This is a genomic window from Pseudomonas kairouanensis, from assembly GCF_004682055.1.
Taxonomy (GTDB): Bacteria; Pseudomonadota; Gammaproteobacteria; order Pseudomonadales; family Pseudomonadaceae; genus Aquipseudomonas; species Aquipseudomonas kairouanensis.
The window spans coordinates 78,864-91,684 of sequence record NZ_QUZU01000026.1 but is presented as its reverse complement, the minus strand read 5'-3'; the positions used below and the strand labels follow the sequence as shown (position 1 = coordinate 91,684).

Below are 12,821 nucleotides of genomic sequence, written 5' to 3'. Positions count from 1 at the left end.
CGGTGGGTCAGTCAATGAATTTGGGGCTGACACACCGCTTTCGCGAGCAAGCCCGCTCCCACATTTGGACTGTGTTCATTTCAGACAGAACGCATAAAGAAAAGGCCCGGTTTTCGTGGAACCGGGCCTTTTCAATGTTGCTCGTTTAATCAGTTGCGTTCGAGGGCCAGCGCTACGCCTTGGCCGCCACCGATACACAAGGTGGCCAGGCCTTTCTTGGCATCACGCTTGATCATCTCATGCAGCAAGGTCACCAGCACGCGGCAGCCTGAGGCACCGATCGGGTGGCCGATGGCAATGGCGCCACCGTTGACGTTGACCTTGTCGGCGTCCCATTCCAGCTCTTTGCCCACCGCCAAGGATTGCGCGGCGAAGGCTTCGTTGGCTTCGATCAGGTCCAGGTCGCCCAGGCTCCAGCCGGCTTTGTCCAGGCAGCGGCGGGTGGCCGAGACCGGGCCGATACCCATGATCGCCGGGTCCACCCCAGCATTGGCGTAGCTGGCGATGCGGGCCAGCACCGGCAGGCCGAGGGACTTGGCCTTGTCTGCACTCATGAGCAGCACGGCGGCGGCGCCGTCGTTGAGGCTGGAGGCATTGCCGGCGGTGACGCTGCCGTCTTTTTTGAACGCTGGCTTGAGCTTGGCCAGGGACTCGGCGGTGGTGCCGGCGCGAGGTTGTTCATCCACGGCGAAGGCCACAGGGTCGCCTTTGCGCTGGGGGATCAGGATCGGGGTGATTTCATCTGCAAAACGCCCGGCTTCGATAGCGGCCGCGGCTTTTTGCTGGGAGGCTGCGGCAAACGCATCCTGGGCTTCACGGCTGATGCCGTACTTGTCCACCAGGTTCTCGGCGGTGATGCCCATGTGGTAGTCGTTGAAGGCGTCCCACAGGCCGTCGGTGATCATGCTGTCGATCATCTTGGCATGGCCCATGCGCAAACCGGTGCGCGCAGCGGGCAGTACGTACGGGGCCAGGCTCATGTTCTCCATGCCGCCGGCGATGATGACGTCGGCGTCACCGCAACGGATGGCCTGGGCGCCCAGGTGCAGGGCCTTGAGGCCGGAGCCGCAGACCTTGTTGAGGGTCAGGCTTGGCACCGCATGGGGCAGGCCGGCGAGGATCGAGGCCTGGCGGGCCGGGTTCTGGCCGCTGCCGGCGGTGAGTACCTGGCCAAGGATGACTTCATCGACTTGGGCCGGGTCCAGGCCGGTCTGCTCCAGCAGGCGGCGGATCACCGCCGCACCCAGTTCCGGTGCCGGGATATTGGCCAGTGAACCCTGGAAGCTGCCCACGGCGGTGCGGGTGGCAGCAACAATCACGACGTCTTGCATGGAATCTGTCCTCACTGGAAGTGCATTTCTGGAACGTGGTCCGGGACGATCAGTTTACCGGCGGTCTTGCTCACAATCTCTTCAACGCTGACGCCAGGTGCGCGTTCCTTGAGGACAAATGCGCCATTTTCGATTTCCAGGTACGCAAGGTCGGTCAAGACACGCTTGATGCAGTTGGCGCCGGTCAACGGCAGGCTGCATTGGCTGAGCAACTTGGACTCACCGTCCTTGGAGGCGTGGGTCATGATCACGATGATGTTTTCTGCACCGGCCACCAGGTCCATGGCGCCGCCCATGCCTTTGACCAGCTTGCCGGGGATCATCCACGAAGCGATGTTGCCCTGTACGTCCACTTCAAACGCGCCCAGCACGGTGAGGTCGACGTGGCCACCGCGAATCATCGCGAACGACTCGGCGGAGGAGAAGATCGAAGCGCCGATGCGTGCGGTGACGGTCTGTTTGCCGGCGTTGATCATGTCGGCATCGATGGTGTCTTCGGTCGGAAACGGTCCCATGCCCAGCAGGCCGTTTTCCGACTGCAGCATCACTTCCATGCCTTCGGGAATGTAGTTGGCCACCAGGGTCGGGATGCCGATGCCGAGGTTGACGTAGAAGCCGTCCTGCATTTCGCGGGCGACGCGTTGAGCCATTTGTTCGCGGGTAAGCGCCATGTGTGTTTCCTCTTATTGTTCGGGCTGGAGGCGGATTATTTGCGCACGGTGCGCTGTTCGATGCGCTTTTCGAACGTGCCGCAGATGATCCGGTCGACGTAGATGCCAGGGGTGTGGATCTGCGCCGGGTCCAGCTCGCCCGGTTCGACGATTTCCTCGACTTCGACCACCGTGATCTTGCCGGCGGTGGCGGCCAGCGGGTTGAAGTTCTGGGCGGTGTGGCGGTAGATCACGTTGCCGAAGTGGTCGGCTTTCCAGCCTTTGACGATGGCGAAGTCGCCGGTAATGGATTCTTCCATCAGGTACGGACGACCGTTGAATTCGCGGGTTTCCTTGCCTTCGGCCACGGGCGTGCCGACACCGGTGGCGGTGAAGAAGGCCGGGATGCCGGCACCGCCGGCGCGCATTTTCTCCGCGAGGGTGCCTTGGGGGGTCAGCACCACTTCGATTTCGCCGCTGAGCAATTGCTTCTCGAACAGGGCGTTTTCACCGACGTAGGAGGCGATCACTTTGCTGATCTGCTTTTCTTCCAGCAGCACGCCCAGGCCGAAACCGTCGACGCCGCAGTTGTTGGAAACCACCGTCAGGTCGCGGGTGCCTTTGCGCTTGATCTCGGCGATGAGGTTTTCTGGAATGCCGCACAGGCCAAAACCACCGGAGAGTACGGTCATGCCGTCTTCCAGGCCTGCCAGCGCTTCTTCATAGGACGCCACGCGTTTATCGAAACCTGCCATATGCACCTCTTTTATTGTGTGTGGTCCAGCCAGTGAACCGAGTGTTGCGCCGATGGATTGATTTGTTAAGTTGTTTTTTAAGGTCGATTGATTTAGAAAACAGCATAGTTGCCCAGCCGCTCGGAGTAGCCTCATGACAGTTAAACAGATGCGGGCGTTTCTCGCCGTGGCCCAATCCTTGAGTTTTGCCGCCGCTTGCGAGCGTCTGCACCTTTCCCAATCGGCCTTGAGCCTGACCATCAAGGGCCTGGAGGAAGGGCTGGGTGGGCGCCTGTTCAGCCGCAATACCCGCAATGTCGCCCTGACGCCTGAGGGGGAATCCCTGTTGCCCCTCGCCCGACGGTTGATTGCCGATTGGGACAATGCCGAGGATGAGTTGCGCCAACGCTTCACCTTGCAACGCGGCCGAGTGACGGTGGCGGCGATGCCTTCGTTTGCCGGCAACCTGCTGCCGCCGATCTTGAAGATATTCCGTGCACGTTACCCCCAGGTGAATGTCACGGTGCATGACATGGTCAACGAACAGGTATTGGAGATGGTGAGCGACCGCCAGGTGGAGTTGGGCGTGGCGTTCGAGCCCTCGCAAGGCTGTTCGCTGGCGTTTACACCGTTGTACCTGGATCGATTTATCGCCGTGGTGCCCGGTGATTCACCGTTGGTGGCGCATACCGAGATCGATTGGCAAACCTTGCTGGAGCAGCCGTTCATCACTTTGCAACGGCCATCCACGGTGCGGGTGATGCTGGAGGAACACCTGGGCGCGTTGCAGTTGAAGTTGCCGGTGGCGTTGGAAAGCCATCAATTGGCGACAGTGGGCAAGATGGTTGCCAGTGGCCTGGGAGTCAGCGCCGTGCCTGCGCTGTGCGCGCGGCAGATGGAAGAGGCGGGCGCCCATTGCATCACCCTGAAGGATCCCGTGATCGAACGACCCATTGGTGTACTGACCAAGCCGGGGCATGAACTGTCAGCGGCGGCGCAGGTGCTGTTTGATATCTTTCGGGAAGAGGCGCAGAAGGGCAGGTTTCCAACGTTTTGAAGGGGGTTAAAACAAAAGTGGGCGCTGGTAGTCCAGCGCCCACATAAGTTGCAGGTTACTTAGTAGTAACGGTCGACGACTTTAACTTGCGAGCTGTCTTTGAACGACGCCCAGGCATTGTTAAGTGTGTCGAATACTTGTTCGATAAAGTTGCGATCAGCGGCAGCTTTCTTGCCGACATAACCCTGGCCACGGCGGTACATCTTCAGGCGCGCCGCCAGTTCACGGTTATTGCGGTCAAACTCGGCTTCTTCGGTATGGGGCGCCAGGCAGTCAATTTGGACTTCGCCCGATTTGCCAACCCAAAGGATATGGTCGTCGAGTGTGTCTTTCTGCGCTGCGAACATCTCAGCCAATTCGTCGATAGTTGGTTGGTTGTTCAGATTCATGTGTAAGCCCCTTGACCAGTTGGCGATCTATCAATTGATAAGTTAGTTGTCTCCGGTTCCGAAAACCGGGCGTCAGCGACGGTCTGCCGAATACGGGCAGGGTCTTGAACCTGATGCATGTAGTCTTGCTGATGAACTGCTACGCAATGGTTTCATAACGAAGACAAGCAGCGTTTGAGCTCCTTGTACCGATCCTTGCGGGCCGGTCAGCTTCATCAATCTGCCTTGTGGGCAGTGCACATCCGGAAAAACAGCTCGGCGGTCAGACGAGCTTGTTCAAAACGCGTGTTACCAACGCTCCCGATCCGGGAGACGTCTCGATAATGCAAGGTCAAAAAGGTTACGTCAACGGTTATGTAGTGATTATTTTTAGTCACTACATAAATTGCAGTGGAGCCGGGAGGATGCGGGAGAATGTGACTCAGGCGTCATTTTTTGGAGCTGCGGGTCGTAGCAAAAAATTAGCTGATTCAACACAATACCCCTGTGGGAGCGGGCTTGCTATTTGAGGTGTTCGGCAAGCAACGGCAACAACGTCTCACACGACGCCTCGATCTTCACCTGCAACAACTCATCCCCCCGCGTCTTGCCCAGGTTGATGGCAATCACCGGCTTACCTTGCTCCACCATTGCCTTGCACAGCCGAAACGCCGAATAAGCCATCAGCGATGACCCCACCACCAGCAATCCTTCGGCCTGTTGCACGGCGGCCATCGCCTGGGTCGCCGTGGCTTGGGCGACGTTCTCGCCAAAAAACACCACATCCGGTTTCAGCCGTTGGCCATTGCAATGGGGGCAGTGGGGCGCCTGGAAGCGTTCTTCAAATGCGGGGTCGAGCAGGGTGTCACCGTCGGGGGCCTGTACGGCATCGACGCCGGCCAGGTAAGGATTTTGTGCTTCCATCAGCCGTTGGATCGCATCGCGCTCGCTGCGCTGCTGGCAATCCAGGCACAGCACCCGGTGCAGGCTGCCATGCAGTTCGATCACGTCATGGCTACCGGCTTGATCATGCAGGGTGTCGACGTTTTGTGTGATCAGCCCGGTGATGTGCTGGCGTTGTTGCAAGGCGGCCAGTGCCAGGTGAGCCCGGTTTGGCTGGGCAATGCGCACCCTTGGCCACCCCAGCATCGCCCTGGCCCAGTAACGGCGCCGCGCCTGCGGGGTGGCGAGGAATTCCTGGTACATCATTGGCGCCTTGCCCCGGCGTACACCCTCGCTGTCGCGATAGTCGGGAATGCCCGATGACGTGCTGATCCCCGCACCGGTCAACACCAGAAAGCGCCGTTCAACCATGGCCCGGTGCAACGTGTCGAGGTGATCTTCCTGGTGTTCCAGGCTATCGAGCATGGGTTCCCCTATTCGCCGCGAATGTATTGCTCCAACTGCCTGATCAGGTCCGCCTGATCGGCAATGGCTTCTTTCACCAGATCGCCGATGGACAGCAGCCCCAGTAGTTGTCCGTCTTCGACGACCGGCAGGTGGCGCAGGTGGCTGTCGGTCATGATGTTCATGCACTCATCGACCTTTTTATGGGTATCGACGGTGATCACCGGCGAGCTCATGACTTCGTCGACCCGCGTGGTCACCGACGACAGGCCTTTGAGGATGAGCTTACGCGCGTAATCCCGCTCGCTGATGATGCCTACCACCACCCCCTCCTTGACCACCGGCAGGGCCCCGACGTTTTTCTCCGACATCCGCACCAGTGCTTCGAACACGGTGTGGTCCCATTGGATGGTGTGGACGTCCTGGTTTTTAAGATCCTTGGCTTTGAGCACTTGTGCGACGGTTTTCATGGCGGCCACTCCGGTGTTGTTATTAGGTAGTCAAGGTCCCCTTAAGAATCCTAGACGGCCTGCGCCGGGGCAAGGTCCAAAGCGGCGTTAAACCCGTCGAAAAACGTCATTTGCCGGATTTTTTCGATTGTTACCCGGTTTTTGTCGGTTTTTTGGCGCGTTTGGGACTGCTGGTGGCCTTGCGTGGAGCGCTCTTGCGCTTCTTTTTCCATGGGGTGGCCCCTGGCCCCGCCGGGCCGGTGATGGTCATGCGCATGCCGTTGCAGCGTGCCACTTGCTTGCTCATCCAGGCCGCCTGCTTGGCGACGAACTCTTCCAGGCTCATTTCCCCACTTTGCACCATGTCGAGCGCCTGCTCCCAGATGGCCGTGGTGCCGGGGTCGGCAATGGCGCGGGGCACGGCGTCGATCAGGCTGAACGCCGCCGGTGTGGCCGACAGCGCCTTGCCGTTCTTCATCAGGTAACCCCGGTCGAGCAAGCCCTGGATAATCCCGGCGCGGGTGGCTTCGGTGCCAATGCCGGTGGTGTCCTTGAGCTTTTGCTTGAGCAACGGGTCTTCCACCAGCTTGGCGACGTTTTTCATTGCCTTGATCAGGTCGCCTTCGGTGAAGGGCTTGGGCGGTTGGGTCCACAGATCCTTGAGGTTGACCCTGGCCACCGCATAGTCCTGGCCCTGTACCAACGTAGGCAAGGCCTGTGGTGCCGGAGCTTCACGGCCCTTGGCCGGCGCCAGGGCTTCGGGCAAGGCGCGTTTCCAGCCCGGTTCAATCACCACTTTGCCCACCGCGCGCAGCGCTTGGCCCGCGCAGTCGAAGTCCGCCTGCGTGCGGTCGTATTCATGGTTGGGCAGGAACTGCGCCAGGTAACGCGCACGAATCAGGGTGTAGACCGCACGGTGCTTGCCGCTGAGTTGGCTCACGTCCTTGCCCGCGCCGGTAGGGATGATGCCGTGGTGGGCGCTGACCTTGGCGTCGTTCCACGCCCGCGAGCGGCGCAGGGGGTCGATATGGGGCATCAGCTCGTGCACCGCAGGATCGGCACGGCCCAGTGCCGCGAGGATCTTCGGCGCTTCACTGTGCTGGCTCACGGGCAGGTAGCCGCAATCGCTGCGCGGGTAGGTGATGGCCTTGTGGGTCTCGTAGAGAGCCTGGGCAATATCCAGGGTTTCCTGGGCGCCGAGGCCGAGTTTCTTCGAGCAGATCTCCTGCAGGGTGCCCAGGTCGAAGGGCAGGGGGGCCACTTCGCGCATGCGTTCGGTACGCAGCTTGACCAGCCGCGCGCTGGCAGCGTTGCTCATGGCCTCGGCGGCATCACGGGCCAGTTGGGGGTTGAGGCAGCGGCCCTGGTCGTCACAGGCGTCCTCGGTGGCGCGCCATTGGGCGGTGAAGGTCATTTGCTCGTGGCGCAAGTCCACATCAATGGCCCAGTACGCCACAGGGACGAAGTCGGCAATGCTGCGGTCGCGGTCCACCACCAGGCGCAGCGTGGGTGTTTGTACCCGGCCCACCGGCAGTACGCCCTGGTAGCCGGATTGGCGCCCGAGCAGGGTGAACAGGCGGCTCATGTTCATGCCGATCAGCCAGTCGGCGCGGGAGCGGCCCAGGGCCGAGTGATACAGGCTGAAGGTTTCGGCGCCGGGCTTGAGGGCGGCCAGGGCCTTGCGGATGGAGGCGTCGTCCAGCGCCGATAACCACAGGCGCTGGATCGGCCCGCGATAGCGGCAATGCTCTACCAGTTCGCGGGCGATCATCTCGCCTTCGCGGTCGGCGTCGGTGGCGATCACCAGTTCCTGGGCTTCCCCCAGCAGGCGCTTGACGGCCTTGAACTGGCTGGCGGTCTTGGGCTTGACGCGCATCTTCCATTTTTCCGGGACGATGGGCAGGTCGGCCAATACCCAGCGCTTGTACTTTTCGTCGTAGGCGTCGGGCGGGGCGGTTTCCAGCAGGTGGCCGATGCACCAGGTGACTGTAACCCCACTGCCCAGCCAGCAGCCGTCGCCACGGCGAGTGGCACCGAGCACGGCCGCAATGTCCTTGGCCTGGGAGGGTTTTTCACAGAGGTACAGCCGCATGGTCGTCACATCAGATTGGGTTGATGCCTTGCAGGATGCTCAGTCGGAGAACATTGATCAACCATTATCTGTATGGATGTACAGCAATTTATGTAGATGCCTCAAAGCAAATGTGGGAGGGGGCTTGCTCCCGATTGCAGAGTGTCAGTCAAAAAAGCTTCAACTGATACACCGCTATCGGGGGCAAGCCCCCTCCCACAAGGGATCTCCAGGGTTTGGACGATCAGTTGTTATCGATGTCTACGTGACGGGTCTCTTTCAGGCAGATCATCCCCACCACCAAGCTCACCCCCGTGACTACCACCGGGTACCACAGGCCATAGAAGATATCGCCGGTGTACACCACCAACGCAAACGACACGGTCGGCAGGAACCCGCCAAACCAGCCGTTACCGATGTGGTAGGGCAGCGACATCGAGGTGTAGCGGATACGCGTGGGGAACAGTTCCACCATCAACGCCGCCAGCGGGCCGTAGCACATGGCTGCGATCAGGATCAGCGCCACGATCAGCACCACCACCATGGTTTTATTGACTTGGGCCACGTCCGCCGAGCTTGGGTAACCGGCCAGGGTCACCGCGCCGCGCAGGGCTGCTTCGTCGAAGCCGTCGATACGCACTTCGCCGACGCTGACCTGCACCGGGCTGCCCGCAGGGGCTGCTGCGCTGCTGTAGGGCAGGCCCTGCTTGACCAGGAAGGTCTTGACCTTGTCGCACGGGCTGTCAAATTTCGCCTTGCCCACCGGGTCGAACTGGAAGGTGCAGGTGGCCGGGTCGGCCAGTACGGTGATCGGTGCTTGTTGGCTGGCCTGGTCCATCGCCGGGTTGGTGTAGTGCGCCAAGCTCTTGAAGATCGGGAAGTACAGCGCGGTGGCCAGCAACAGGCCGAGCATCAGTACCGGTTTACGCCCCACCTTGTCCGACAACCAGCCGAAGAAGATAAAGAACGGTGCGCCAATCACCACGCTGATGATCAGCAGCATGTTGGCCAGGGCCGGGTCCATTTTCAGGAACTGGGTAAGGAAGAACAGCACATAGAACTGCGCTGCGTAGAAGGTCACCGCTTGCCCGCCGTTGATGCTGAACAGCGCGATCAGTACCACCTTGAGGTTTTCCCACTTGCCGAACGAATCACGGATCGGCGCCTTGCTGGCCTTGCCTTCCTCTTTCATTTTCAGGAACGCAGGCGATTCATGCAGGCTCATGCGAATCCAGGTCGAGATGCCCAGCAGCACGATGGAAAACAGGAACGGGATGCGCCAGCCCCACACTTCAAACTGGTCACCGGTGAAGTAGCGGCAAGCCAGCACCACCAGCAGCGACAGTAGCAGGCCCAGGGTCGCGGTAGATTGAATCCAGCTGGTGTGGAAACCGCGTTTGCCCGCCGGGGCGTGCTCGGCCACGTAGGTCGCCGCGCCGCCGTATTCACCGCCCAAGGCCAGGCCTTGCAGCATACGCAGCACGATCAGGATGATCGGCGCCGCGATGCCGATACTGGCGTAGGTCGGCAACAGCCCGACGCAGAAGGTCGCCACGCCCATCAAAATGATGGTGACCAGGAAGGTGTATTTACGCCCGATCATGTCGCCCAGGCGACCAAACACCAGCGCGCCGAACGGTCGCACCACAAAGCCGGCCGCAAAGGCCATCAACGCAAAGATAAACGCCGTGGTGTCGTTGACCCCGGCAAAGAACTGCTTGCTGATCACCGCCGCCAGGGCGCCGTAGAGAAAAAAGTCATACCACTCGAACACCGTCCCCAGGGAGGAGGCGAAGATGACCTTTTTCGAGTCGTTGCTGGTGCTGGCGGCGTTGACCGCCGAGCCCAGGGGTTGAGCATGTTCTGACATTGGGTAGCCCTCACAGTGATTATTTATTGTTGTTCCACTGTCGGCGCCAGGTTCGGCGCCGCTATTTCTACACTTTCCTTGTAGGAGCGAGCTTGCTCGCGAAAATCGTCAACGATTACGCGGGATGCCTGGATGATTGCGGCGCCTTTGCGTTTTTCGCGAGCAAGCTCGCTCCCACAGTATTCGGCGAAAGGATCAGCTGCGCGGCCTTCTCCGCGATCATCAGCGTCGGTGAACAGGTATTGCCGGACGTAATGCGCGGCATGACCGAGGCATCGGCGATGCGCAAACCGGGCACGCCATGCACCCGCAGTTGGGCGTCGACCACCGCGTCTTTATCGCTGCCCATGCGGCAGGTACCGACCGGGTGGAAAATCGTTGTGCCAATGCGGGCGGCGGCTTCGTGCAATTGGTCTTCGGTTTGCAGCGAGTCGCCGGGCAGATACTCCACTGGCTTGAACGCGCTCAGGGCCGGTGCCGCCACGATGCGGCGCGTCAGGCGAATGGCATCGGCCGCCACGCGCAGGTCCTCCGGATGGCTGAGGTAGTTGGGCTGGATCAGCGGCGCATCCGCCGGGTTGGCCGAGCGAATATCCACACGTCCACGGCTTTGCGGGCGCAGGTCGCAGACCGAGGCGGTAAACGCCGGGAACGCGTGCAACGGCTCGCCGAAGCGCTCCAGGGACAGCGGCTGCACATGGTATTCAAGGTTGGCCGAAGCCTGCTCCGGGCTTGAACGGGCAAACGCGCCCAACTGGCTGGGGGCCATCGACAGCGGGCCGCTGCGGTCATACAGGTAGCGCAGGCCCATGCCCATCTTGCCCCACAGGGTGCCTGCGATCTGGTTGAGGGTTCGGGCGTTTTCCAACTTGTAGATCAAGCGCAATTGCAGGTGGTCCTGCAGGTTGCCGCCCACGCCAGGCAGTTCGTGCAGCACATTGATGCCCAGCGGCTTGAGTACGCTGGACGGGCCTATCCCCGAACGTTGCAGAATGCCTGGCGAGCCCACGGAGCCGGCACACAGGACGATTTCCTTGCGCGCCTTCCAGCTCAGTGACTGGCCGTGCTGGCGCGCCACGACCTGTGAGGCGCGGCCGTTTTCCAGTACCACGCGATCCACTTCCACATCGGTCAGCACCGTGAGGTTGGGGCGTTGGCGGATCGGTTTGAGAAATGCCTTGGCGGCATTCCAGCGCACGCCGGCCTTTTGGTTGACCTGGAAGTAGCCGCAGCCTTCGTTATCGCCTTGGTTGAAATCGTTGATGTTGGCGATACCGCTTTGCGCCGCTGCATCGCGAAACGCATCGAGGATCGGCCAGTGCAGGCGCTGTTGCTCGACGCGCCACTCGCCGCCATTGCCATGGGATTCGGAACCGCCGGCAAAATGGTTTTCGCTCTGCTTGAACAGGGGCAGCACGTCCTTCCACGCCCAGCCTTCGTTGCCTTCTGCCGCCCAGCCGTCGTAGTCCCGGGCCTGGCCGCGCATGTAGATCATGCCGTTGATGGATGAGCAGCCGCCCAGCACTTTGCCCCGTGGATAACTCAATGCGCGCCCTTGCAGGCCTTGCTGGGCTTCGGTCTTAAAGCACCAGTCGGTGCGTGGGTTACCGATGCAGAACAGGTAGCCGACGGGGATATGGATCCAGGGGTAATTGTCGCGGCCACCGGCTTCGAGCAGCAGGACGCGGTGGGCGGGGTTGGCGGACAGACGATTGGCCAGCAAGCAGCCCGCGGGGCCGGCGCCTACGACGATGTAATCGTACTCAGCAGTTGCAATGGGCATTTGAGGTCTCGCTTGTTTTTCTTATTGCATCCATCCTAGTTGTTAGTTTTCGTCTTAAAAATGTTAGTTTTTACCCAGCTGCTGTGCGTTTTTAAACAGCACGGCTTCAGGCATAAACATAGGGAAGTGTCATGTTCGATTGGAATGACCTGCGCTACTTTCTGGAGTTGCAGCGCAGCGGCCGCCTGCTCACCGCTGCGCAACGCCTGAAAACCACCCACGCCACCGTCGCCCGGCATATCGAGGCCATCGAAAAGAGCTTGGGCACGGCGTTGTTTGTGCAGCACGCCCAAGGGTACGAACTGACACCTGCCGGTGAAGCCCTGCTCAAGCATGCCGAGGCCATGGAAAACGTCGCGCTGCTGGCCGAAGACGAATTGACCCATTCGGCCGCGCCCCTGGGCAAGATCCGTCTCGGCGTGGCCGAAGGCCTGGGCGTGATGTTCCTTGCCAGTCGCATGGGTGGGCTGTTCGAGCGCTACCCTGGGCTGGAAGTGGAGCTAGTGGCAGTGCCGCGCTTTGTGAGCATCCTCAACCGCGAGGCGGAAATCAGCATTCACCTTGAGCGCCCCAGCGTCGATCAACTGGTCACGCGCAAACTCACCGACTACCGCCTGGCCCTCTATGCCAGCCGCGCCTACCTGGCGCGCAACCCGCCGATTGAACGGCGCGAAGACCTTGCCGTGCACTCATGGATCGATTACGTGGACGACTTGCTGTTCAGCCAGGAGCTGAAGTTTCTCAGCAGCTTCTGCCGCAACCCCAAGGTGGTGTTCCACAGCACCAGCGTGATCGCCCAGCACCAGGCGGCACGCTCGGGGCTGGGGATCGCGGTGTTGCCGTGCTTTATGGCGGCTGGCGATCCGGACTTGGTGGCGTTGCTGCCAGGGGAGGGCATCCAGCGCAGTTACTGGATCAGCTCGCGCCGGGAGTTGCACAAGTCGGTCAGGCTGCGGGTGTTGTGGGATTACGTGGTGGAGTTGTGCGCGCGGGAGCAGGGGTTGTTGCTGGGCGAGATTGCGCTGACGAAACCGAATTGAAACTGTGGGAGCGGGCTTGCTCGGGAATGCGGCGTGTCAGTCGCAATGTGTATTGACTGAACCACCGCTTTCGCGAGCAAGCCCGCTCCCACATTGGATCTGTGTAGCGGCAGTGGATCGT

11 protein-coding genes are annotated in these 12,821 nt (G+C 60.8%); 2 read left to right on the top strand and 9 right to left on the bottom strand.

What is annotated here, in order from left to right; translation table 11 throughout:
• Positions 1–149: 149 nt before the first annotated feature.
• Genes DYL59_RS19785 through DYL59_RS19775 form a run of 3 tightly spaced genes read right to left on the bottom strand, consistent with a single transcriptional unit; the run spans position 150 to position 2,736 of the window.
• Complete coding sequence (locus DYL59_RS19785) at positions 150–1,331, bottom strand: acetyl-CoA C-acetyltransferase (RefSeq protein ID WP_135290668.1); 1,182 nt, start codon at positions 1,329–1,331, stop codon at positions 150–152.
• Positions 1,332–1,342: 11 nt separating this feature from the next.
• Entirely contained in the window at positions 1,343–2,002 is a 660-nt protein-coding gene (locus DYL59_RS19780) for a CoA transferase subunit B (RefSeq protein ID WP_065872325.1), read from the bottom strand.
• Positions 2,003–2,037: 35 nt separating this feature from the next.
• Positions 2,038–2,736, bottom strand: coding sequence for a CoA transferase subunit A (locus DYL59_RS19775; RefSeq protein WP_010211319.1), 699 nt, complete (start codon positions 2,734–2,736; stop codon positions 2,038–2,040).
• A gap of 133 nt (positions 2,737–2,869) precedes the next feature.
• Between DYL59_RS19775 and DYL59_RS19770 the strand changes: the two genes are divergently transcribed.
• Positions 2,870–3,772: a LysR family transcriptional regulator gene (locus DYL59_RS19770; RefSeq protein ID WP_135290667.1), complete on the top strand. Its 903-nt coding sequence runs from the start codon at positions 2,870–2,872 to the stop codon at positions 3,770–3,772.
• 59 nt (positions 3,773–3,831) lie between these two features.
• On the opposite strand, the gene DYL59_RS19765 is transcribed toward DYL59_RS19770, so the two are convergent.
• From DYL59_RS19765 to DYL59_RS19735, 6 genes are all read right to left on the bottom strand, one after another.
• Positions 3,832–4,161: a hypothetical protein gene (locus DYL59_RS19765; RefSeq protein WP_122488242.1), complete on the bottom strand. Its 330-nt coding sequence runs from the start codon at positions 4,159–4,161 to the stop codon at positions 3,832–3,834.
• A gap of 501 nt (positions 4,162–4,662) precedes the next feature.
• On the bottom strand, positions 4,663–5,508 hold the full coding sequence (locus DYL59_RS19755; RefSeq protein WP_135290665.1) for an NAD-dependent protein deacetylase: 846 nt from the start codon (positions 5,506–5,508) through the stop codon (positions 4,663–4,665).
• Positions 5,509–5,516: 8 nt separating this feature from the next.
• On the bottom strand, positions 5,517–5,957 hold the full coding sequence (locus tag DYL59_RS19750) for a CBS domain-containing protein (protein ID WP_135290664.1): 441 nt from the start codon (positions 5,955–5,957) through the stop codon (positions 5,517–5,519).
• A gap of 130 nt (positions 5,958–6,087) precedes the next feature.
• Complete coding sequence (locus DYL59_RS19745) at positions 6,088–8,028, bottom strand: DNA topoisomerase III (RefSeq protein WP_135290663.1); 1,941 nt, start codon at positions 8,026–8,028, stop codon at positions 6,088–6,090.
• Positions 8,029–8,251: 223 nt separating this feature from the next.
• Positions 8,252–9,877 (bottom strand): MFS transporter, encoded by a 1,626-nt coding sequence (locus DYL59_RS19740; RefSeq protein WP_135290662.1) that lies wholly within the window; start codon positions 9,875–9,877, stop codon positions 8,252–8,254.
• Between the two features lie 115 nt (positions 9,878–9,992).
• Positions 9,993–11,660, bottom strand: coding sequence for a GMC family oxidoreductase (locus DYL59_RS19735; protein ID WP_135290661.1), 1,668 nt, complete (start codon positions 11,658–11,660; stop codon positions 9,993–9,995).
• 131 nt (positions 11,661–11,791) lie between these two features.
• Here DYL59_RS19735 and DYL59_RS19730 point away from each other — a divergent pair, with 131 nt between their 5' ends.
• On the top strand, positions 11,792–12,700 hold the full coding sequence (locus DYL59_RS19730) for a LysR family transcriptional regulator (RefSeq protein ID WP_135290660.1): 909 nt from the start codon (positions 11,792–11,794) through the stop codon (positions 12,698–12,700).
• The last annotated feature ends 121 nt before the right edge of the window (positions 12,701–12,821 follow it).